This is a genomic window from Streptomyces sp. NPDC052107 (assembly GCF_040680215.1).
Classification (GTDB): domain Bacteria; phylum Actinomycetota; class Actinomycetes; order Streptomycetales; family Streptomycetaceae; genus Streptomyces.
The window spans coordinates 35293-57218 of sequence record NZ_JBFAWG010000015.1 but is presented as its reverse complement, the minus strand read 5'-3'; the positions used below and the strand labels follow the sequence as shown (position 1 = coordinate 57218).

16 protein-coding genes and 1 riboswitch are annotated in these 21926 nt (G+C 70.9%); of the genes, 7 read left to right on the top strand and 9 right to left on the bottom strand.

Annotation, left to right across the window (positions count from 1 at the left end):
* The 4 genes from nuoL (at nucleotide 1) to recQ (ending at nucleotide 7366) form a co-directional block, all read left to right on the top strand.
* Entirely contained in the window at nucleotides 1-1947 is a 1947-nt protein-coding gene (gene nuoL, locus AB0M27_RS18885; protein ID WP_365722986.1) for an NADH-quinone oxidoreductase subunit L, read from the top strand.
* A 5-nt stretch (nucleotides 1948-1952) separates the two neighbouring features.
* Nucleotides 1953-3524 (top strand): NADH-quinone oxidoreductase subunit M, encoded by a 1572-nt coding sequence (locus tag AB0M27_RS18880; protein WP_365722985.1) that lies wholly within the window; start codon nucleotides 1953-1955, stop codon nucleotides 3522-3524.
* On the top strand, nucleotides 3521-5170 hold the full coding sequence (nuoN, locus tag AB0M27_RS18875; RefSeq protein WP_365722984.1) for an NADH-quinone oxidoreductase subunit NuoN: 1650 nt from the start codon (nucleotides 3521-3523) through the stop codon (nucleotides 5168-5170). Before AB0M27_RS18880 ends, nuoN begins: the two co-directional genes overlap by 4 nt.
* A gap of 213 nt (nucleotides 5171-5383) precedes the next feature.
* Complete coding sequence (recQ, locus tag AB0M27_RS18870) at nucleotides 5384-7366, top strand: DNA helicase RecQ (protein ID WP_365722983.1); 1983 nt, start codon at nucleotides 5384-5386, stop codon at nucleotides 7364-7366.
* A gap of 27 nt (nucleotides 7367-7393) precedes the next feature.
* On the opposite strand, the gene AB0M27_RS18865 is transcribed toward recQ, so the two are convergent.
* From AB0M27_RS18865 to fahA, 8 genes are all read right to left on the bottom strand, one after another.
* A complete protein-coding gene (locus tag AB0M27_RS18865; protein WP_365722982.1) occupies nucleotides 7394-10159 on the bottom strand; it encodes a fumarate reductase/succinate dehydrogenase flavoprotein subunit in 2766 nt (921 codons plus the stop codon).
* An 11-nt stretch (nucleotides 10160-10170) separates the two neighbouring features.
* Entirely contained in the window at nucleotides 10171-10959 is a 789-nt protein-coding gene (locus AB0M27_RS18860) for an ABC transporter ATP-binding protein (RefSeq protein WP_365722981.1), read from the bottom strand.
* Entirely contained in the window at nucleotides 10943-11857 is a 915-nt protein-coding gene (locus AB0M27_RS18855) for an ABC transporter permease (RefSeq protein WP_365722980.1), read from the bottom strand. The genes AB0M27_RS18860 and AB0M27_RS18855 overlap by 17 nt, the downstream gene beginning before the upstream one ends.
* A complete protein-coding gene (locus tag AB0M27_RS18850) occupies nucleotides 11854-13215 on the bottom strand; it encodes an ABC transporter substrate-binding protein (RefSeq protein WP_365722979.1) in 1362 nt (453 codons plus the stop codon). Before AB0M27_RS18850 ends, AB0M27_RS18855 begins: the two co-directional genes overlap by 4 nt.
* Complete coding sequence (locus tag AB0M27_RS18845) at nucleotides 13212-13439, bottom strand: ferredoxin family protein (RefSeq protein ID WP_031166915.1); 228 nt, start codon at nucleotides 13437-13439, stop codon at nucleotides 13212-13214. Before AB0M27_RS18845 ends, AB0M27_RS18850 begins: the two co-directional genes overlap by 4 nt.
* A 44-nt stretch (nucleotides 13440-13483) precedes the next feature.
* On the bottom strand, nucleotides 13484-14272 hold the full coding sequence (locus tag AB0M27_RS18840; RefSeq protein WP_365722978.1) for a GntR family transcriptional regulator: 789 nt from the start codon (nucleotides 14270-14272) through the stop codon (nucleotides 13484-13486).
* A gap of 147 nt (nucleotides 14273-14419) precedes the next feature.
* Nucleotides 14420-15358, bottom strand: coding sequence for a M56 family metallopeptidase (locus AB0M27_RS18835; protein ID WP_365722977.1), 939 nt, complete (start codon nucleotides 15356-15358; stop codon nucleotides 14420-14422).
* Nucleotides 15359-15777: 419 nt separating this feature from the next.
* Nucleotides 15778-16995, bottom strand: coding sequence for a fumarylacetoacetase (gene fahA, locus AB0M27_RS18830; RefSeq protein ID WP_365722976.1), 1218 nt, complete (start codon nucleotides 16993-16995; stop codon nucleotides 15778-15780).
* 304 nt (nucleotides 16996-17299) lie between these two features.
* On the opposite strand from fahA, the gene AB0M27_RS18825 reads away from it, so the two are divergent.
* The 3 genes from AB0M27_RS18825 to AB0M27_RS18815 all read left to right on the top strand — a co-directional run bounded on the left by AB0M27_RS18825 (nucleotide 17300) and on the right by AB0M27_RS18815 (nucleotide 20738).
* Entirely contained in the window at nucleotides 17300-18544 is a 1245-nt protein-coding gene (locus tag AB0M27_RS18825) for an ATP-grasp domain-containing protein (protein ID WP_365723094.1), read from the top strand.
* A 47-nt stretch (nucleotides 18545-18591) separates the two neighbouring features.
* Complete coding sequence (locus tag AB0M27_RS18820) at nucleotides 18592-19794, top strand: NAD(P)-binding domain-containing protein (protein WP_365722975.1); 1203 nt, start codon at nucleotides 18592-18594, stop codon at nucleotides 19792-19794.
* Between the two features lie 131 nt (nucleotides 19795-19925).
* Nucleotides 19926-20738 (top strand): HAD family hydrolase, encoded by an 813-nt coding sequence (locus tag AB0M27_RS18815; protein ID WP_365722974.1) that lies wholly within the window; start codon nucleotides 19926-19928, stop codon nucleotides 20736-20738.
* A gap of 111 nt (nucleotides 20739-20849) precedes the next feature.
* Here AB0M27_RS18815 and AB0M27_RS18810 read toward each other — a convergent pair whose 3' ends face one another.
* Entirely contained in the window at nucleotides 20850-21338 is a 489-nt protein-coding gene (locus AB0M27_RS18810; protein ID WP_365722973.1) for a transglycosylase SLT domain-containing protein, read from the bottom strand.
* A gap of 5 nt (nucleotides 21339-21343) precedes the next feature.
* Nucleotides 21344-21525, bottom strand: a riboswitch (cyclic di-AMP (ydaO/yuaA leader).
* Nucleotides 21526-21926 lie beyond the last annotated feature (401 nt).

Genomic DNA, 21926 nt, shown 5'->3' with positions numbered 1-21926 from the left:
GTGGAGAACCTGATCGCGCTGCTCATCGCGGCGCCCCTGCTCGGAGCGGCCGTCCTCCTGGTCGGCGGCCGGCGCCTGGACAGCGTCGGCCACTGGATCGGCACGCTGCTCTCGTTCGTCTCCTTCGCCATCGGTGTCGTCCTCTTCGCCGACCTGCTCGGCAAGAGCGCCGACCAACGCACGCTGACCCAGCACCTGTGGACCTGGATCCCGGTCGGCGGCTTCCAGGCGGACGTCACCTTCCGCCTGGACCAGCTGTCGATGACGTTCGTCCTGCTCATCACGGGCGTCGGCTCGCTGATCCACCTGTACTCGGTCGGCTACATGGAGCACGACGAGCGCCGCCGCCGCTTCTTCGGCTACCTGAACCTGTTCCTCGCGGCGATGCTGCTGCTCGTCCTCGCCGACAATTACCTGCTGCTGTACGTCGGCTGGGAGGGCGTCGGCCTCGCCTCGTACCTGCTGATCGGCTTCTGGCAGCACAAGCCCAGCGCCGCGACGGCCGCGAAGAAGGCCTTCCTGGTCAACCGCGTCGGCGACATGGGCCTGTCGATCGCGATCATGCTGATGTTCACCACCTTCGGCAGCTTCGCCTTCGGCCCGGTCCTCAGCCACGCCGGCGACACCTCCGAGGGCAAGCTCACCGCGATCGGCCTGATGCTGCTCCTCGCCGCCTGCGGCAAGTCGGCCCAGGTGCCGCTGCAGTCCTGGCTCGGTGACGCCATGGAGGGCCCGACCCCGGTCTCGGCCCTGATCCACGCGGCGACGATGGTGACCGCGGGCGTCTACCTGATCGTCCGTTCCGCCGCCATCTTCAACGCGGCACCCGACGCCCAACTCGCCGTCACCGTGGTCGGTGCGGTCACGCTCCTCTTCGGTGCGATCGTCGGTTGCGCCAAGGACGACATCAAGAAGGCGCTGGCCGGCTCGACCATGTCCCAGATCGGCTACATGGTGCTCGCCGCGGGCCTCGGCCCCATCGGTTACGTCTTCGCGATCATGCACCTGGTGACGCACGGCTTCTTCAAGGCCGGGCTGTTCCTCGGCGCCGGTTCCGTCATGCACGGTATGAACGACGAGGTCGACATGCGCCGTTACGGCGGCCTGCGCAAGTACATGCCGATCACGTTCATCACCTTCGGGCTCGGCTATCTCGCCATCATCGGCTTCCCGGGCCTGTCCGGCTTCTTCTCCAAGGACAAGATCATCGAGGCGGCCTTCGCCAGGGGCGGTACGGAGGGCTGGATCCTCGGCGGTGCGGCCCTGCTGGGCGCGGCCATCACCGCCTTCTACATGACGCGCGTGATGCTGATGACGTTCTTCGGAGAAGAACGCTGGAGGCACGCCCCGACCCCGTCCCCGGCCGAACCGAGTGTGGAGCCCGCTGCCGAGACGCGCGGCGAGTACGCAGAGCCGCACCCGCACGAGTCGCCCAAGGTCATGACGATCCCCATGATCGTGCTGGCAGTGGGATCGGTGGCCGGCGGTTTCTTCTTCAACCTCGGCGACCGCTTCCTGCACTGGCTCGAGCCGGTCACCGGGCACAGCGAGGGCCACTCCCCGGTCAGTGCGGCGGCGGTCACCGGCGCGACCATGGTCTGCCTGGCCGTCGGCGTCGGCATCGCCTGGGCCCAGTACGGCCGCAAGCCCGTCCCGGCCGTCGCTCCACGCGGCTCGCTGCTCACCCGCGCGGCCCGCCGCGACCTGCTCCAGGACGACTTCAACCATGTGGTCCTGGTGCGCGGCGGCGAGCACCTGACGCGCTCCCTGGTCTACGTCGACCACACCCTGGTCGACGGCGTCGTCAACGGCACGGCGGCCGGCTTCGGCGGCCTGTCCGGACGGCTCCGCCGGATCCAGAACGGCTTCGCCCGCTCCTACGCGGTCTCGATGTTCGGCGGTGCGGCACTCCTGGTCGCCGCAACCCTGCTGATGAGGGCGGTCTGATACCGATGTCCTTTCCTCTGCTGACAGCGACGGCGGCGCTCCCGGCCGTGGGGGCCGTCGCCACGGCCGCCGTACCGGCCGCGCGGCGCACCGCCGCAAAGTGGCTGGCGCTGCTCGTCTCGCTCGCCACACTCGCCCTGGCGATCATCGTCCTGGTCCGTTTCGACCCGGGCGGCGCCCGCTACCAGCTCACGGAGTCCCACGCCTGGATCGAGAACTTCGGCGTGAGATACGAGCTGGGGGTCGACGGCATCGGGGTTGCGCTGGTCGCCCTGACCGCCGTACTGATCCCGTTCATCATCCTCGCGGGCTGGCACGACGCGGACCCGCTGGAGACGGGCAGCCGCCGCTGGCGTCCCACCCAGGGCTTCTTCGCGCTGATCCTGGCCGTCGAGGCGATGGTGGTCATCTCGTTCGAGTCCACCGACGTCTTCCTCTTCTACATCTTCTTCGAAGCCATGCTCATCCCGATGTACTTCCTCATCGGCGGCTTCGGAGACCGCGCACACGCGCAGGGCGAGGAGGCGGCCTCGACGCAACGGTCGTACGCGGCCGTCAAGTTCCTTCTCTACAACCTGGTCGGCGGCCTGATCATGCTGGCCGCGGTGATCGGCCTCTACGTGGTGGCCGGAAACTTCAGCCTCCAGGAGATCGCGCAGGCCCGCGCGAACGGCTCGCTGCACATGGCGACGAGCACCGAACGCTGGCTGTTCCTGGGCTTCTTCTTCGCGTTCGCGGTGAAGGCGCCGCTGTGGCCGCTGCACACCTGGCTGCCCAACGCCATGCAGGAGTCCACCGCTCCGGTCGCCGTCCTCATCACCGCGGTCGTCGACAAGGTCGGCACCTTCGCGATGCTCCGCTTCTGCCTCCAGCTGTTCCCCCAGGCCAGCAAGTGGGCGACGCCCGTCATCCTCGTCCTGGCCCTGATCAGCATCGTCTACGGCGCACTGCTCGCCGTCGGCCAGCGGGACATCAAGCGCCTGGTCGCCTACGCGTCGATCTCGCACTTCGGCTTCATCATCATGGGCATCTTCGCGATGACCAGCCAGGGCCAGTCCGGCGCGACGCTCTACATGGTCAACCACGGCATCTCCACGGCCGCGCTGATGCTGGTCGCCGGCTTCCTGATCTCCCGGCGCGGCTCGCGGCTCATCGCCGACTACGGGGGCGTGCAGAAGGTCGCCCCGGTGCTCGCCGGCACCTTCCTGATCGGCGGCCTCGCCACCCTCTCGCTGCCCGGACTCGCCCCGTTCGTCAGCGAGTTCCTGGTCCTGGTCGGCACGTTCGCGCGCTATCCGGCGATCGGCATCATCGCCACCTTCGGCATCGTCCTCGCCGCGCTCTACACCCTCGTCCTGTACCAGCGGACGATGACGGGCCCGGTGAAGCCCGAGGTCTCGGCGATGCCCGACCTACGCGCGCGTGAACTCGTCGTCGTCGCCCCGCTGATCGTGCTGCTGATCTTCCTGGGCGTCTACCCGAAGCCCGTCACGGACATCGTCAACCCTGCGGTCAAGCAGACCATGTCCGACGTACACAAGACCGACCCCAAGCCCTCGGTGGAGGCGGCCAAGTGAGCGCAACAGCCGTCCACAGCCTGTGGACAACCGCGGTCGACCCGATCGCGAAGATCCCGGCACCGAAGATCGAATACGGACAATTGTCGCCGACGCTGATCGTCGTCGGTGCGGCGCTGGTCGGCGTGCTGATCGAGGCGTTCGTCCCGCGCAAGTCCCGCTACTACGCCCAGGTGTTCGTGTCCGTCGTCGCGCTGTGCGCCGCGTTCGCCGCGGTGGTCGCGCTGGCGGCCGACGGCTACGGCACCACCAAGGCGCACATCGCGGCCATGGGGGCGATCGCGGTCGACGGCCCGTCCCTGTTCCTGCAGGGCACGATCCTGCTGGCCGGTCTCGTCGGCCTGTTCACCTTCGCCGAGCGGCGCCTGGACCCGGCCGCGCACGGCAACCGCGTCGACTCCTTCGCCGCGCAGGCCGCATCCGTACCGGGGAGCGACAGCGAGAAAGCGGCGGTGAAGGCGGGATTCACCACCACGGAGGCCTTCCCGCTCCTCCTCTTCGCGATCGCCGGCATGCTGGTGTTCCCCTCGGCCAACGACCTGCTGACCCTGTTCGTGGCCCTGGAGGTCTTCTCCCTGCCGCTGTACCTGCTGTGCGCGCTGGCCCGCCGCAAGCGGCTGATGTCGCAGGAAGCCGCGGTCAAGTACTTCCTGCTCGGCGCGTTCGCCTCCGCGTTCACGCTGTTCGGCATCGCCCTGCTGTACGGCTACGCGGGCTCGGTGTCGTACGCGCGCATCGCGCAGGTCGTCGACGGCACGGTCACCAACGTCGACCCGGCGCTCGCCAACACCATGGGCAACGACGCACTGCTGCTGCTCGGCAGCGCCCTGATCGTGATGGGCCTGCTGTTCAAGGTGGGCGCGGTGCCGTTCCACATGTGGACGCCGGACGTCTACCAGGGCGCGCCGACCCCCGTGACCGGCTTCATGGCGGCGGCGACGAAGGTGGCCGCGTTCGGCGCGCTGCTTCGTCTGCTGTACGTCGTCCTGCCCGGGATGCGCTGGGACTGGCGGCCGGTCATGTGGGCGGTGGCGATCATCACCATGCTCGGCGGCGCGATCATCGCGATCACGCAGACCGACATCAAGCGGCTGCTGGCGTACTCCTCCATCGCGCACGCCGGATTCATCCTCGCGGGTGTCATCGCCATGTCGAAGGACGGCGTCTCGTCCGTCCTCTTCTACCTGGCCGGCTACTCGTTCGTGACGATCGGCGCCTTCGCGGTGGTCACGCTGGTGCGCGACGCGGGCGGCGAGGCGACCCACCTGTCGAAGTGGGCGGGGCTCGGCCGCCGCTCCCCGCTGGTCGCGGCGGTCTTCGCGGTGTTCCTGCTGGCCTTCGCCGGTATCCCGCTGACCTCCGGCTTCGCCGGGAAGTTCGCGGTGTTCAAGGCGGCGGCGGACGGCGGCGCGGCCCCGCTGGTCGTGGTCGGTGTGATCTCCTCGGCGATCGCCGCGTTCTTCTACATCCGCGTGATCGTCCTGATGTTCTTCAGCGAGCCCAGGCCGGAGGGCCCGACCGTGGCCGTCCCGTCCCCGCTGACCATGGCGGCGATCGCCGTGGGCGTGGCGGTGACGGTGGTGCTCGGTGTGGCGCCGCAGTACTTCCTGAATCTGGCGAGCCAGGCGGGAGTGTTCGTGCGCTGACACTCCCAGGTACACAGCGGCCCGGCACCTCAGGGATGCCGGGCCGTCGTGCTGCCGGCGACGGGGAAAGCCGCTCGTTGCTTCACGTCAGCGTCCGATTACGCGGAAGAACGGACCGAGCCTGTGGATAACTCCGAGGCTGTCGGTCCGGGCCCCTATGGTGGACGCAGTGGTCGAGGAACGACACACGGGGGACCGACGGGGGACAGGACGATGGGTGCGACGGGCGGGATCAGCGAGATGCCACAGGTGACCGAGGGGCCGGGCGCGGCCGAAAGCGAGGCGCTGGCCACGCTGCACCGGGTCTTCGGGTACGAGGCCTTCCGGGGCGAGCAGGCAGCGATCATCGAGCATGTGGTGGCGGGCGGCGACGCCGTCGTCCTCATGCCCACCGGTGGCGGAAAGTCGCTGTGCTACCAGATCCCGGCCCTGGTCAGACCGGGTGCGGGCGTGGTGATCTCGCCGCTGATCGCGCTCATGCAGGACCAGGTGGACGCGCTGCGTGCCCTCGGCGTGCGCGCCGGCTTCATCAACTCCACGCAGGACTTCGACGAGCGGCGCGTGGTCGAGGCCGAGTTCCTGGCCGGCGAGCTGGACCTGCTGTACCTGGCGCCGGAGCGGCTGCGCCTTGAGGGCACCCTGGACCTGCTCTCCCGCGGCAAGATCTCCGTCTTCGCGATCGACGAGGCGCACTGCGTGTCCCAGTGGGGTCACGACTTCCGCCCCGATTACCTCACCCTGTCCCTCCTCGGCGAGCGCTGGCCGGACGTCCCGCGCATGGCCCTCACCGCCACGGCCACCCACGCCACCCACCAGGAGCTCACCCAGCGGCTGAATCTCCCGACGGCCCGCCACTTCGTCGCCAGCTTCGACCGGCCCAACATCCAGTACCGGATCGTGCCCAAGGCCGACCCCAGGAAGCAGCTGCTCGCCTTCCTCCGCGAGGAGCACGCGGGCGACGCCGGCATCGTGTACTGCCTGTCGCGCAACTCGGTGGAGCGGACCGCGGAGTTCCTGACCGCCAACGGCATCGCGGCGGTGCCGTACCACGCGGGCCTGGACGCGGGCATGCGCGCCACCCACCAAGCCCGGTTCCTGCGCGAGGACGGCCTGGTCGTGGTAGCGACCATCGCCTTCGGCATGGGAATCGACAAGCCGGACGTACGGTTCGTGGCCCACCTGGACCTGCCCAAGTCGATCGAGGGCTACTACCAGGAGACCGGCCGCGCGGGCCGCGACGGACTGCCGTCCACGGCCTGGATGGCGTACGGCCTGAACGACGTCATACAGCAGCGCAAGCTGATCCAGTCCGGTGAGGGCGATGAGGCGTTCCGCCGCCGGGCCACCGCCCACCTCGACGCCATGCTCGCGCTGTGCGAGACCGCCCGCTGCCGCCGCGGCCAGCTGCTCGCCTACTTCGGTCAGGACCCCGATGCGGCGGGCTGCGGCAACTGCGACACCTGCCTCACCCCGCCGGAGACCTGGGACGGCACGATCGCCGCGCAGAAGGTGCTGTCGACGGTGGTACGGCTGCAGCGGGAGCGGGGGCAGAAGTTCGGCGCCGTGCAGATCGTCGACATCCTGCTCGGCAAGCGCACCGGTAAGGTGATCCAGTTCGACCACGACCAGCTGTCCGTCTTCGGCATCGGACAGGACCTCACCGAGGCCGAGTGGCGGGGCGTCGTCCGGCAGCTGCTGGCACAGGGGCTGCTCGCGGTCGAGGGGGAGTACGGCACTCTGGTGCTCACCGAGGCGAGCGGCACCGTGCTGCGGAGCGAGCGGGATGTGCCGCTGCGCAAGGAGCCCAAGAAGCCGGCCGTCTCCCGGTCCCGGTCGGCCGGGGCCTCCGACGGCGACCGCAAGGCCAAGGCCGTCGCGGCCGAGCTGCCGGACGAACTCCTCCCCGCCTTCGAGGCGCTGCGTGCCTGGCGCGCCGAACAGGCCCGAGAGCAGGGCGTACCGGCGTACGTCATCTTCCATGACGCCACCCTGCGGGAGATCGTCAGCCGCAGGCCCGGTTCGGTGCGTGAACTCGGCACGGTGAGCGGCGTCGGCGAGAAGAAGCTGGCGACGTACGGGGAGGGCGTGCTGGCCGTGCTGGCCGCCCTGGACGACCCGGCCACGACCGCAGGCGACGCGCAGGACGCCGACTGGCCGGAGCCGGACGAGGAGCCGGAGCCGGACGACTGGATATAGCCCACTGTCCGCCGTACGCGGCGGCTGTCACAGCCCCCGAGCCGCGTACGCCCTGACGTCCGCGTCGGTGTCGGCTGTCGCCGTGGCAAGGGCCGCGCGGGCCTCCTCCGTGGCCCGGTGCCGGGTCAGGGCCAGAACCGTCGCCTTGCGCACGTCGGCGTTGGGGTCGGCCAGCGCCTTGGCCAGGGCGGGGACGGCGGCCTCGGCGGACGCGGCCGACAGTGCGGTGGCGGCGCCGGAGCGGACCTGCCAGGCCGGGTCGGACAGCGCGGCCACGGCGCGGTTGGTGAGCGGACCCGGGCAGCCGGTGCCGGCCAGCGCGGCGAAAGCGGCGCCACGCGCCAGGGGATCGCCGTCCTCGGTGAGCCGGTCCAGGGCGGTGGAGAGCAGCGCCCGGTCGGCTGCGGTCAGGGACGCCGAGCCGACGGCGGCCAGGGCCTTGGCCACGGTGACCCGGACCTCCCGGGAGGGATCGTTCGCAGCAGCCGTCAGCGGCCCGACCGCGTCGACGGAGACGAGGGCCCGTACGGCTTCGGTACGGACAGCGACGTCGGGGTCGTCCAGCCCCGCCGCGAACACCCCGGCTTCGCCGAGCCGCAGGGCGCGCAGCACATCGAGGGCGGCGGCGCGGACCACGGGGTCGAGCGAGGTGAGGGCGCCGGTGAGAGCGGTGCCGAGGGCGGGTTCGGGCGACAGCGTCTCGACCAGTTCGCGCAGTGAGGCAGCGGCGGCCGCGCGGACCTCGGCGTCGGGATCGGACAGGGCGCGGGCCAGAGCCTGCCCGGTGCCGGGCGGCACGGTCTCGGTGAGGACCGAGACGGTCGTACGACGGACGGCGGGATCCGGGTCGGCCAAGTAGGGCTCAAGCACGGCGAGTTCGGGTTCCGTCTCGGCCAGCGCCAGCAGATCGAGGAGCCGGGGCGAGGCGGTGCCCGCTACGTCGGCCCGGTCGGCGGAGGCGGTGACACGCACGGGCGTCGGTCCTGCGGCGACCGGTGCCACCTCGCGCGGCCCGGCCGTGGCCACGTCCTCGGGACGGACCTCGCCGAGCCGGCGGGGGGCACCGCCGACCGGGGCGAACTCCTCGACCGGGACCAGATATGGAGCCACGGGACGAGCCGTGAACTCCAGCGCACCTGAGGGGGACTTGTGCAGATCGAGATGGTGGAACCAGGAGACGTCGTCGCGGCCGGGGTGGTCGAGACGGTCGTGGTAGAGGCCCCAGCGGGACTCGGTGCGGGCGAGAGAGGCGCGAGCGGCCATCTCGGCGCAGTCACGGATGAAGCCGACCTCGGCGCAGCGCATCAACTCGTGCGGGCTACGGGCCCCCATGGCGGCGATGTCGGCGCGCATCCGCTCGAAGGCCTCCAGGGCGAGGGAGAGCCGGGCACCGGACTTCGGCGGCGCCACGTAGTCGTTCACGAAGCGGCGCAGCTTGTACTCGACCTGGGGCTGCGGCGGACCGTCCGGGTTGCGCAGCGGGCGGTAGATCAGCTCATGCGCCTCGCGCACCTGGTCCGTGGGAAGCTCCCCCTCGTACGCGGTGTACTGGGCGGCGTCCGCCCCCGCAAGGTCGCCGAAGACGAAGGCGCCGATCATGTAGTTGTGCGGCACGCAGGCGAGGTCGCCGGCGGCGTAGAGGCGGGGCACGGTCGTACGGGCGTGGTCGTCGACGCGGACGCCGGAGGCGGAGTGGCCGCCGCACAGGCCGATCTCGGAGATGTGCATCTCGACGTCGTGGGTGCGGTAGTCGTGCCCGCGCCCGGAGTGGAAGGTGCCCCGGGTGGGCCGCTCGGTGGAGTGCAGGATCGACTCCAGCGCGGAGATCGACTCCTCCGGGAGGTGGCTGAGCTTGAGGTAGACCGGGCCGCGGTCGCCGGCGACCTCGGCGGAGAACTCGGCCATCATCTGCCCCGACCAGTAGTCGGAGTCGACGAAACGCTCGCCGTGCCGGTTGACCTGGTAGCCGCCGAAGGGGTTGGCGACGTAGGCGCAGGCCGGGCCGTTGTAGTCCTTGATCAGCGGGTTGATCTGGAAGCACTCGATGCCGGTCAGCTCGGCGCCCGCGTGGTAGGCCATGGCGTACCCGTCACCGGCGTTGGTGGGGTTCTCGTAGGTGCCGTAGAGGTAGCCGGAGGCGGGCAGGCCGAGCCGGCCGCAGGCGCCGGTGGCGAGGATGACCGCGCCCGCGCGGACGGTGACGAAGGCGCCGGTACGGGTGTGGAAGCCAGCGGCGCCCACCGCCCGCCGCTCGGCGGTCAGGACCCGGACCGGCATCACCCGGTTCTCGATCCGGATCCGCTCCCGCATCTCGCGCCGCCGCAATTGCCGGTACAGGACCTTCTTGACGTCCTTTCCCTCTGGCATGGGCAGTACGTACGAGCCGGAGCGATGCACCTGCCGCACCGCGTACTCACCGTGCTCGTCCTTCTCGAACTTGACGCCGTACGACTCCAGCCGCTGCACCATGGCAAAACCGCGGGTGGCGGTCTGGCGGACGGTGGACTGGTCGACGATGCCGTCGTTGGCGCGGGTGATCTCGGCAACGTAGTCGTCGGGTTCGGCGCGGCCGGGGATGACCGCGTTGTTGACGCCGTCCATGCCCATGGCGAGCGCGCCGGAGTGTCGGACGTGGGCCTTCTCCAGCAGCAGGACGTTCGCGCCGCGCTCGGCGGCGGTCAGGGCGGCCATGGTGCCGGCGGTGCCGCCGCCGATGACGAGGACGTCGCAGGTCAGCTCCTCGGCGTCGGCGATGGCCGGAATCTCCGGGTGAGTGGTGGCGGGGGTGGTCACCGGGGTGCCTTTCAGGAGCCGAGCGAGGTGAGGATGTCGCGGCGCAGCGCCACGCGGGCCGGGTCGTCCACGGCCCCGCGGTCGCGTGGCCCGGGCACGTCCCGTACGGCGGCCACCCGGCCGGGGCCGAGCACGGCCACGCGGTCGCCGAGGAAGAGGGCCTCGTCGACGTCGTGCGTGACGAAGACGACGGTCGCGCCCGTGCCGCGCAACACCTCCACCAGCAGGTCCTGCATGCCGGAGCGGGTCTGGGCGTCAAGGGCGCCGAAGGGCTCGTCCATGAGGACGGCGCGCGGGCTGTCGGCCAGCGCACGGGCCAACTGGGCACGCTGGCGCTGCCCACCTGACACCCGGTGCGGCAACTGCCCCGCATGTGCGCTCAGTCCGACGCGGCGGAGCCAGGACTCGGCCCGGGAACGGCGTTCGGAGCGCGGTACGCCGCTGATGGCGAGCGGCAGTTCGACGTTCCCGCGCAAGGTGCGCCATGGCAGCAGCGCGTCCTCCTGGAAGACCAGCGCACGGTCGGCCGACGGCCCCATCAGCGGGACACCGTCTGCTTCTGCCGCGCCGCCCAGCGGAGGCAACAGTCCGGCGAGGGTGCGCAGCAGCGTGGACTTGCCGCAGCCGGACGGGCCTACGACGGCGAGGATCTCACCGGGGGAGACGTCCAGGTCGACGTCGTACAGCACCGGCGCGTCCGGGTGGCCGAGCACGGCGTTCCGGAAGGTGAGCCGGGTGCCGTGTACGGCCCTTGAAGCCGGCGCGACGGGAGAGGCGACGGCCTCAGACGAGGTGCTCATTGCGGGCCTCCTCGGTGTCCTTCTGGCCCTGCTGCTCGGGCTGGGCCTGGTGCTTGGAATCGCCGTCGGCACGGAAGGGGGCGGCGACAGGCCGGGGAACGCGGGTGCGGCCACCGGGGACGTACGAGGAGCGGGGCAGCCAGCGGGTCAGGCGCCGGCCGAGAAGTTCCACGGCCGTGGAGGTGACCCAGCCGAGAACGCCGATCGTGACCATGCCGACGAAGACGCCCGGGTAGTTCACCACCGTGTAGTCCTGCCAGGTGCGGTAGCCGACCCCGTACTGGCCGGAGATCATCTCGGCGGAGATCACGCAGATCCACGACACGCCGATGCCGACCGACAGCCCACCGAAGATGCCGGGCAGCGCGCCGGGCAGCACGACCGAACCGAGGATCCGCAGCCGCCCGCCGCCCATGGTGCGCACCGCCTCTTCCCAGACAGGGGTCAGCGCGCGGACCGCGTGCCGGGTGGAAACCAGCACGGGGAAGAAGGCGGCGGTGCAGGTGATGAAGACGATGCCCTGCTCATTGGACGGGAAGAGCAGGATCGCGACCGGGACGAGGGCGATCGCCGGGATCGGGCGGATCACCTCCAGGACCGGGCCGAGCAGATCCTCGGCGAGGCGCGAGCGGGCCACGAGCACGCCCGTGACCACGCCCAGGACGGCCGCGAGGGCAAAGCCGGTCAGGATCCGGGTGAGGCTGTCGGTGAGGTCGGTCCAGAAGTCGCCTCCGGCGAGCCGGCCGGCGAAGGCGCGCGCCACTTCGGTGACTGTCGGGAACTGCGAGAAGCGCAGCCACAGATCGACGTTGAGGCTGGTCAGCAGTTGCCACAGGCCGAGGAAGGCGGCCAGGGAGGCCGCCCGCAACGCATACCGGGCGAGGGGCCGCCGGGTCATGAGGCCCGCTCCAGAGCCTCGCGGTACGACACCGTGCGGGCGCCGCCGTGGGCGGTGATGTAGGCCTGGGCGGTCGCCGGTGTGACGAAGGGCAGCAACTGGTTGCCGTCGGCCACCCAGACAGCCTTGTCGGCGAACCAGAGGGTGCCGGTGGTGGCGTCGGGCACGTAGGCGGCGCGGATGCCGTCCTGGTGTCCAACCGCGTAAGTCAGCAGCTCTTTCGCGGACTTGAAGGAGACCGTCTTCTCGCTGCCCTTGGCCCACACCTCGCTCGCGGCCGGTGCGGGCGTGGCGATGAGCCGCTTGGCATAGGGGGCACCGAGGGCCTTCTTGACGTACTGGTCGTCGACGAAGGAGTCCACGTCGATGTCGCCGGTCAGCTTGGCGGCCTTCAGTACGGACACGTCCTGCTTCAGCGCGGAGACGAGCTGCGGCTTGACGGCCGGGTCGAAGGTGGCGATGCCGTGGGCGCCGCTGTACAGGTAGACGACCTCGGCGGGCAGGCCGGTGGCCTTCGCGACCTTCTCGGCGGCGGCGACGGGGTGGACGTTGAGGTAGTCCGTCGCCTCCGCCTGGGCCTTGAGAAAGGCCTCCAGAACGGCCGGGTGCTGTTTGGCGAAGTCCTCCCGGGCGGTGACGCCATGGAAGGTGGGCAGATTCAGCTGGGCGCCGTCGTACAGGGCCTTCGCCTTGCCCAGGTAGGCGAGCAGGCCCGGCCAGGCGACGAACTGCGACAGAGCGTCCACGCCGCCGGAGGAGAGCGCCGAGGCGCCGACAGCGGGCTGCTGGTTGAGTTTGGAGATGCCCTCGTCCGGGTCGATGCCGGCGCGTTGCAGGGCCCGTACGAGGGTGCCGTCTGCGGCGGAGCCGACGCTCGTGGAGACCTTTTTGCCCTTGAGGTCGTGCAGGGAGGTGAGTGTCGAGCCGGGCGCGGTGACGACGGTGTTGAGCCCGCCGCGCAGGTTGTAACCGGTCACCGAGACCAGGCGGGTGCCGCGGCCGAGCTGCTTGCCGCGGGCGGCGTTGAGCAGCAGTGGGAAGTCGCCCATCGAGCCGATGTCCACCTTGCCGGCGGTCATTTGGGCGGTGATCGGGGCGCCGGTGGCGTAGTCCTGCCAGTCGACCTTGTAGGCGTGGCCGTCGTGCAGGGAGTTGAGCTGCTTCTCGAAGGAGCCGAGGGAGCGCAGCAGGGTGCCCGCGGTGACGGTGTTGATGGTCTTGGACTGGTAGCCGACGGTCACGGTGACCGTGGAGTCGCTGCCCGCCTCGGCGCTGCCGCCGCAGGCGGACAGGGGGAGGAGGAGTGCGACGGTGGATGCGGTGACTGCCGTTCGTTTCGTGGCGGTTGTACCTCTCACCGGAGCAGGTAGGGCATGTTGACCGTGACGGCCCCGGTGGGGCAGCGGGCCGCGCAGGGGCCGCAGTACCAGCACTCGTCGACGTGCATGTACGCCTTGCCGTTGGTCTCGTCGATGGCGAGGGAGTCCAGCGGGCACATGTCCACGCAGAGGGTGCAGCCGTCGATGCACTTCGACTCGTCGATGGTCACGGGCACGTCGGCCCGCTGGGGCGCCAAGGGCATGGCTCTCTCCAGGAACCGTGCAGGCAGGGGTGCCGGCAGGGTGTCTACGACCGGTTGAGCAGGCCGCTCATGGTGATCCGGTCGCCGCGGAAGCGGATGAACTCCAGGTCGAGGGGTCGGCCGTCGGCGAGGTGGGTGAGGCGTTCCAGCATCAGTACGGCGGCGCCGCGCGGGGCCTGGAGCACGGCGGCGGAGTGGGTGTCAGCGTTCACCGCTTCCAGGGTGATCTCGGCCTGGCCGAGGCGCTGGCCAGTGATGGCTTCCAGAAGGCGGAAGACATCGGTGTTCTCCAGGTCCGCACCGAGCAGGGCGGTGCCGATGTCGAGCGGGATGTAGGTGAGGTCGAGGGAGAGGGGCAGGCCGCTCAGGCGGCGCAGACGCTCGATGTAGAGGACCTCGGCGCCGGCGGGGACGTGGAGGCGGTCGGCCACTGGGGCGGGTGCGGGGGCGGGGCCCATGGTGCGGACCTCGTTGGTGACGCGGCCGTGTTCGCGGAGGGTTTCCGCGAGGCCCATCAGGCGGTCGAGCCCGTGCGGGTACTTCCGGGCGACGATCACGGTGCCGACGCCGGGCAGCCGTTCCACCAGGCCCTCGGCCCTGAGGAGGTCCAGGGCCAGGCGGACGGTGTTGCGGGAGGCTCGGTAGTCGGCGGCGAGGGTCGACTCGTGGGGGAGGGGGCCGTTCTGGAAGGCGCCGGTGAGGATCTGGCGGCGCAGCAGATCGGCGAGCTGCCTGGCCCGGTCCGCGCGCAGCCGACGACGTGCGCGGTGGGCGGCGACGGTCGTCGCGGCGCCCTGACCGTCGTTGTCTCGGGGACGGTCGGTGGGTGGCACGGCTGGAACCATACCGATGCGGTAGGGAAAGTCGTGTTGCCGAAGTGTTGCGCTAGGTGAGGGGGCGTCGGATACGCCGCTGAGCTGCGGGTTTTCCTCTCCGGACGAGAAGATCCGCCACCCTGCGGACCCGTCGGGACACGGCCGTCAGGACAGTGCCGTCAGCCCCGGCGCGAACGTGATCAGCAATGGCAGCAGCGGCACCAGGGCGGCCACCGTCGTCGTCAGGGCCCGGTGCCGGCGCAGCAGCCGTGGCGGCGGTTCCAGCAGGCGGTCCACGCGTTCGCCGAGGAGGCGACGGCTGGAGTCGCAGGACAGGACACCCCGGTGCTGGTTCAGCTCGATCAGCGCTAGGGCCGTGGTGAGGTGGCCGCAGCGCCGGGACGCCGTGTCGTCGGCGGCCAGCTCGACCAGGCGGTGCGTCTGGTCGCAGAAGTGGGCGAACAGCGGCACGCGCGGGAAGCCCGTGGCGAGCGCGGTGGACAGGTGCAGCAGCCAGTCGTGGTGGGCACGCGCGTGCCCGCGCTCGTGGGTGAGGACGGCGTCCAGCTGGTGGTCGGTGAGCCGGTGGAGCGCCCCGGTGGTGACGACCAGCTGCGGCGGGTGTCCGGGCATCCACCAGGCGTCCGGGTACTCGTCCTCCAGCACCAGCATCGGGCCGCGCGCCGCCGGCAGTCCGGCCGGGAGGTCGGGGGCACGCTCCCGCAGCTGGGCGCGGGCCTGGTCACGGCTGCGGCGGGCCTCGACGAGTTCCCGCGCCAGCATCGCCGTCGTCCAGCCGGCCCCGCAGGCCAGCAGCACGGTGAGGACGGCGGCCCACACCGGCGCGGAGGAGAGGTCGTAGGCGGCGGTGACGGAGGGCGGCGCGGGGGCGAACACGCGGTCGCGGACGGTGTGGAAGACGGCCGCCGCGCCCAGGACCAGTGCGGCCAGGCAGCACAGCAGGACGGTGGCGACCAGGCACTGCCACACCCACAGCGCGACCACGGGCTCCCGCTCGGGCCAGGCGGCACGGGTCAGCGCGCGCGGCGCCGGCAGGGCGGCCGTCAGGGCGACGACGCTCAGCAGGAGCAGGCAGACGGTCATGCCGGGGCTCCGGTTCCTGGTCGGAGAGTTGTGCGGGTGCGGGTGGTGCGGGGCGATACGCCGAGGGCGCCTCGCGTGGTGCGTGTCCGCCCAGTATGACGGTGCGGGGCGGCGAGAGTCAGGTCTCGGCGGCGATCGGTCCCGTGGTTGGGGCCGCCGGCTTTCCCTCGCGTCCGGCTTGTCCGGCTTGCAGCGCGGAAGCCTTACGGCTCCCGCTCCCGAAAGGCCTGCCGCACCGCCTCCGGTACGGCTTCCGCTCCGAGCCCAGGGCCACTGTGCAGGCCGCGAAGTTCCTGGCACCGCTGGTGTGTTCGGGCGTCCCATGGCGGCGGGCCAGGGGGCGGCGGGGCCACGCGCGTGCCTGCGCCGCCCCCGGGTCCGGGCGGACTTGTATCAATCTCCAGCTACAGGGTGGCCCGTCACCCCGCCGCAACCCGCCCGCTGACCTCCCCCAGCCCCACCCGGCGCCCGTCCGCGCCCGGGGCCCAGGCCGACAGGGTCACCACGTCCCCGTCCTCCAGGAAGGTCCGCTTGCCGTCCGGGAGTTCGAGGGGGTCGCGGCCGTTCCAGGTCAGCTCCAGCAGGGAGCCGCGCTGGCCCTCCTCGGGGCCGCTCACCGTGCCCGAGCCGTACAGGTCGCCGGTGCGCAGCGAGGCGCCGTTCACCGTCATGTGCGCGAGCTGCTGGGCGGCGGTCCAGTACATGGTCGAAAAAGGCGGCTCGGAGACCGCGTGGCCGTTGATGGCGACGGAGATCCGCAGGTCGTAGCCGCCGGGTTCGATGCCGGGTGCCGAGTCGTCCAGGTAGGGCAGCAGCGGGTGCGTGCGCTCCGGAGGCGCCACGCGCGCGTGCTCCAGCGCTTCCAGCGGAGTGATCCACGCCGACACCGAGGTCGCGAAGGACTTGCCGAGGAAGGGGCCGAGGGGGACGTACTCCCAGGCCTGGATGTCCCGCGCGGACCAGTCGTTCAGCAGGCACAGCCCGAAGACGTGGGTTTGGAAGTCGCCGAGCGCGACCGGCCGGCCCAGCTCCGACGGCACGCCCACGACGAAGCCGACCTCGGCCTCGATGTCCAGCCGGATCGAGGGGCCGAAGACGGGCGCCGGGTCGGCCGGAGCCTTGCGCTGCCCGGACGGCCGTACGACGTCCGTGCCGGAGACGACGACCGTGCCGGAGCGGCCGTGGTAACCGATCGGCAGATGCTTCCAGTTGGGGGTGAGGGAGTCCTCGGCGTCCGGGCGGAAGATCCGGCCGACGTTACGGGCGTGGTTCTCCGAGGCGTAGAAGTCGACGTAGTCCGCCACCTCGAAGGGCAGGTGCAGGGTCACCTCGGACAGGGGGTGGAACAGCGGCTCGACCGTCTCGCGGTGCGCGGGGTCCGTGACCCAGGCCGTGACGGCGCGTCGTACCTCCGTCCAGACCGGGCGGCCGGCGGCCAGCAGCGCGTTGAGGGTGGGCCGCGCGAGCAGCGCGTGGTGCGGCGAGCCGAGGGCGGCGGCCGCGGCGCCCGCGTCGAGGACCTGGTCCCCGAGCCGGACGCCGACCCTCCGCTCCGTGCTGCCGGAGGGCGAGAACACGCCATAGGGAAGGTTGTGGGGGCCGAAGGGGTCGCCCTCGGGGACGTCGAAGGGGGGCATGGGGTGCTGCCTCACTCTCATCCGGGCCGTGCGTGGCGCTCGTTCCATGTGGTCGCGCCACACGTTACGACCGTGATGCGTGTCTTGGGCAGAGCCTTCTGCGGCACCCGCCACGGTGTCCGAAAGGTGTGTGTCGCGGGGCTTCGAAAGGTTGCTCGCACCCTGTCTAAAGGGTTCGCAATGTCCTAATAGCCCTTGTCGGAGGCGGCAATTCCGGCTTAGCGTCCTTTGGGGACACGGACGGGGTGGGTCCGTTCCAATGGGGGGACACGTGGGGGGACCCGTGGCCGGAGACACCGTCGGTGTGCCGTTCGAGGTGGACCGGGACGTACCAGGGCTGATCGTCAAGTTCGGCGACTATCCGCTGCACCACGGCGGCGTCGGCGCGATTCGCAGCCTGGGCCGGCTCGGCGTGCCCATGTATGCCATCACCGAGGACGCGTACACGCCCGCGGCCTCTTCCCGTTATCTGAAGAAGGCCTTCGTGTGGCCGACGACCGGTGCGGAGGACCCGGGCCGGCTGGTCGAGGGCCTGCTGCGCATCGGCCGCCGCATCGGGCGCCCCGCCGTTCTCGTCCCGACCGACGAGGAGGCCGCCGTACTGATCGCCGAGCACCAGGGCGATCTGGCCGGTTCCTTTCTCTTCCCGTGCGTGGATCCCGCGCTGCCGCGCCGGCTCGCCAGCAAGCAGGGTCTGTACGAACTGTGCGTGGAGCACGGCATCGCGAGCCCCGCGTCGGCGTTCCCGGAGTCGTACGAGGACATCGTCGCCTTCGCCGACACGGCCCGCTTCCCGGTGGTGGCCAAGAACCGCGAGGCGTTCGTCCGGCGCAGACAGCCCGCCGTCAACGGCACCACGCGGATCGCCACCCGCGGAGGCCTGCTCACCCTCGCGCGTGACTGGGGCGCGCGGCCGGGCGTGATCCTCCAGGAGTACCTGCCGCGCGAGGAGGCCGAGGACTGGATCGTGCACGCCTGCTTCGACCAGGACTCCAGCCCGCTCGCGCTGTTCACCGGGGTCAAGGTCCGCTCATGGCCGCCGCACGCCGGCATGACGGCCAACGCCTACGTCGTCGACAACCCGGAACTCACCGACCTCGCCGCGCGTTTCATCAAACAGATCGGCTACAGCGGCATCATCGACCTCGACCTGCGCTTCGACCGGCGCGACGGACAGTACAAGCTCCTCGACTTCAACCCGCGCATGGGCGCCCAGTTCCGGCTGTTCGAGAACGAGTCGGGCGTGGACGTCGTACGTGCGATGCACCTGAACCTGACCGGCCGCCCCGTTCCGGAAGGGGAACAGCGCGCCGGCCACCGCTACATCGTGGAGAACATCGACCTCCCCGCACTCCTCGCCTACCGCCGCAGCGGCTATACGACGCCGCACGCGCCGGCGAAGGCGAGCGGGACGGAGCTGGCCTGGCTCGCGGGTGACGACCCGCTGCCGTTCCTCACGATGCTCGCCCGCTTCGTGCGCCCGGGCGCGAAGCACCTCTATCAACTGTGGCGGACCAACCGCCGCGGCAGCGGCACCTCCACGAAGTAGGCAAAGCCACGCCAAGAGTGGCGCACCATGTCCTGGGGAGGGACTTCGTGACTCGACCGGTTGCAGTCATCGGGGCCGGGCCGTTCGGCCTGTCCACCGCCGCCCATCTGCGGGCGTGCGGTATCCCCGTCCGCGTCTTCGGCGACCCCATGGTCAGCTGGCGCGACCACATGCCCGAGGGCATGCTCCTGAAGTCGACGCCCGCCGCCTCGAACCTCGACTGCCCGCAGCCCGGCCACACGCTCGCCGACTACTGCGACGCGGCCGGGATCCGCCGCCTGGTGACCGACGAGGACATCATCCCGGTGGAGACCTTCATCGCCTACGGCGAGTGGTTCCAGCGCAAGCTCGTCCCCGACCTGGAGCGGGTGCGGGTCGTCTCCGTGGACCGCGACAAGAGTGGCGGCTTCGAGCTGAAGCTGGACTCGGGGGAGATGTTCACCGCGCGCGCGGTCGTCGTCGCGACCGGCCTTGCGGGCCTGGCGCACCTGCCGGCGGAGCTCGCGGGAGCCGCGGCCGACGGACCGGCGCCCACCGGCCCGGTCTCGCACAGCTCCCAGCACCACGACCTGAGCCGTTTCGCCGGCAAGGAACTGATCGTGGTCGGCGCCGGCCAGTCCGCGCTGGAGACGGCGGCGCTCGCTGCCGAGGCGGGGGCACGCGTGCGTGTGGTCGCGCGCGGCCAGGGCCGGGTCGCCTTCGGCGCGCCGCCCTGGAAGCAGCCGAAGCTGCGCCCCGAGTCCCCGTTCGGCCGCGCCTGGTCGCTGTGGGCGTTCAGCTACTACCCGCACCCCTATCGCTATCTGCCCGAGGCCACCCGCCACTTCCTGGTCCGCCGGGTCCTCGGACCGCTCGGCGCCTGGTGGCTGCGCGAGCGCTTCGAGAGCGCGGTGCAGGTGCAGGACGTGGAGCGGATCGTGAGGGCGGAGGCACCGGACGGCAGCCCCGTCCTCACCGTCCGCACCCACGGCGGGCACACCGAGCGGCTCACCGCCGACCACATCATCGCCGCCACCGGCTACCGCGTCGACATCGTGGCGATGGACTTCCTCGGCCACGAGCTGCGCACCCGGCTCGCGGTGAGCCGTGGCACGCCGAAGCTCGGCCCCGGGTATGTCTCGTCCGTTCCCGGCCTGTACTTCACCGGCTTGCCGGCCGCGTCGTCGTACGGCCCGGTGATGCGCTTCGTCTGCGGCACGGAGTTCGCCTCGCCGCGCTTGACGAAACACCTGGCGTCGGCCCACGGCTGAAGCCGCCGACCGTCCGTGCCGAGCTCCGTCATCAACGCGGAGCCAGAAGACACCACTTGGGGTGGACCAGTACGTAAGTACGCAGGACGACAAGGTGAGTCGGTGGGGCCCGGTATCCGTATTCTCTGATCATGGCAGCCTCCCCCGCATATGCACTGATCGCCACCGACCTGGACGGAACGCTGCTGCGCGGCGACGACACCGTCTCCGACCGGTCGCTCGCCGCGCTCGCGCGGGTGGCGCGGGCCGGTGCCCGGCACCTGGTGGTGACGGGCCGCCCGGCCCCGCGGGTACGGCCACTCCTCGCGGACCTCGGCGGCACGGGGCTCGCGGTGTGCGGGCAGGGCGCACAGGTCTACGACGCCGGGACCGGCCGCCTGTTGTGGTCGGTCCGGCTGGACCGGGAGCTGGCCGAGACCGCGCTCGGCAAGATCGAGGCCGAGGTGGGGCAGGTGTACGCGGCCGTGGACCAGGACGGGGCCGACGGGCTCACGCTCATCGAGCCCGGGTACCGGATGCCGCACCCGACCCTGCCCGCGGTGCGGGTCGGCCGGCGCGACGACCTGTGGTGCGCGCCCATCAGCAAGGTGCTGCTGCGCCATGCCGACCTGTCCGACGACGAGTTGGCGGCCACTGCGCGCGGGGTGGTGGGCGAGCTGGCGACGGTCACCATGTCCGGACCGGGGACCGTGGAGCTCCAGCCGTCGGGAGTGACCAAGGCGACCGGTCTCGCGCTGGCCGCCGAGCGGCTCGGGATCGCGGCGCAGGAGGCGCTGGCGTTCGGCGACATGCCCAACGACATCCCGATGTTCGACTGGGCGGGGCGCGGGGTCGCCATGGCCGGCGCGCATCCCGAACTGAAGGCGGTGGCCGACGAGATCACCCTGTCGAACGAGGACGACGGCGTCGCTGTCGTCCTCGAAAGACTGTTCCCGACCGACTGACCGGCACATCAGTACCCGGCCGTCCCCGGAAGCGGCGACGGCCGCCCGGTGTGCCCCTCCGCCAGGTGAGGGCACACCGGGCGGCCGATGCCGTGCCGGTCAGCGGGACCGTCAGTACGCGCTGAACACGTTGTCGATCGAGCCGTACCGGGCGGCGGCGTAGTTGCAGGCCGCGGTGATGTTGGCGACCGGGTCGTAGGGGTCGAAGGAGGTGCCGGCCACGTGGTAAGCGTTGAAGGTCGGGTCGATCACCTGGAGCAGACCCTTGGACGGGGTGCCCTTGACGGCGTTGGAGTCCCAGAGGTTGATGGCCTTCGGGTTGCCGGAGGACTCCCGGATGGTGTTGCGGTAGATGCCGTTGTAGGTGCCCGGAATGCCCTTCTGGGCCATGATCGCGAGGGACTCGCGGATCCAGCCGTCGAGGTTGTTCGGGTACCCGGCGGTGGTGGAGGAAGCCTTGGAGGTCGTGCCGGTGGCCGCGGAGGCGCTGGTGGCGCCGATGAGCGACAGGGTGAGGACGACGGCGCCGGTGCCGGCGGCCGTGAGGGCGCGGACGAGGCGGTTGTTGCGCGGGCGGCGGTGCTTGGCGGCAGCAGACATGGGGGAAGTCCTCTCCGTCGCCTGCGAGGTGAGCTGTCGGGTTCGGGCGGGGAGGTGCCCGGCCACGCCTTCCTGAGAAGGCATGGCTTCACCCCTAGCCGTTCCGGTGCGACGTGTGCCGACCGGCCCGGCGACTTACCTGGGTCCCCCGCTCCTGCCGTACGAATGAGTTCGTCGATGGGTCACGCGGGCGGCGGCAGGATTCGGCGTCCGCCCGACGGCCTGGAACGTATGCGAGAGCACATGTCGGAAACAAGTACCGGAAGCACAGTACGTCCTATTTGACCTTGATCTGTGCTGTATGCGGTACTTGATCCTTTGCGGTTGCCAACCCTCAACTCGCCGACGAGGCAAGGGTGAAGGTGGCCTGACGGGCCCTGGGGCGCCGGAGGTTGGACGTGACCCAATTCACGAAATAGCAAAGTATTCTAAATCGGACGCGAGGGGTTCGGGTAGATCGGGTGGGTGATGGAACCCGTGGCGGAACCCATGACGTGGCGTCTGTCGTTGCCTGGGGCGTAGGCATTACTCCGCTCGCCCCCTCGGCTCGCGACAAAGCGTGCGGATTCCTGTTAAGTCGAGAAATGT

Excerpts from the sequence above, each read along its gene's own strand:
- AB0M27_RS18880 (WP_365722985.1), top strand. The coding sequence starts at position 1,953 with ATGTCCTTTCCTCTGCTGACAGCGACGGCGGCGCTCCCGGCCGTGGGG.
- recQ (WP_365722983.1), top strand. The coding sequence starts at position 5,384 with ATGGGTGCGACGGGCGGGATCAGCGAGATGCCACAGGTGACCGAGGGG.
- AB0M27_RS18860 (WP_365722981.1), bottom strand. The coding sequence starts at position 10,959 with ATGAGCACCTCGTCTGAGGCCGTCGCCTCTCCCGTCGCGCCGGCTTCA.
- AB0M27_RS18855 (WP_365722980.1), bottom strand. The coding sequence starts at position 11,857 with ATGACCCGGCGGCCCCTCGCCCGGTATGCGTTGCGGGCGGCCTCCCTG.
- AB0M27_RS18845 (WP_031166915.1), bottom strand. The coding sequence starts at position 13,439 with ATGCCCTTGGCGCCCCAGCGGGCCGACGTGCCCGTGACCATCGACGAG.
- AB0M27_RS18835 (WP_365722977.1), bottom strand. The coding sequence starts at position 15,358 with ATGACCGTCTGCCTGCTCCTGCTGAGCGTCGTCGCCCTGACGGCCGCC.
- fahA (WP_365722976.1), bottom strand. The coding sequence starts at position 16,995 with ATGCCCCCCTTCGACGTCCCCGAGGGCGACCCCTTCGGCCCCCACAAC.
- AB0M27_RS18815 (WP_365722974.1), top strand. The coding sequence starts at position 19,926 with ATGGCAGCCTCCCCCGCATATGCACTGATCGCCACCGACCTGGACGGA.
- AB0M27_RS18810 (WP_365722973.1), bottom strand. The coding sequence starts at position 21,338 with ATGTCTGCTGCCGCCAAGCACCGCCGCCCGCGCAACAACCGCCTCGTC.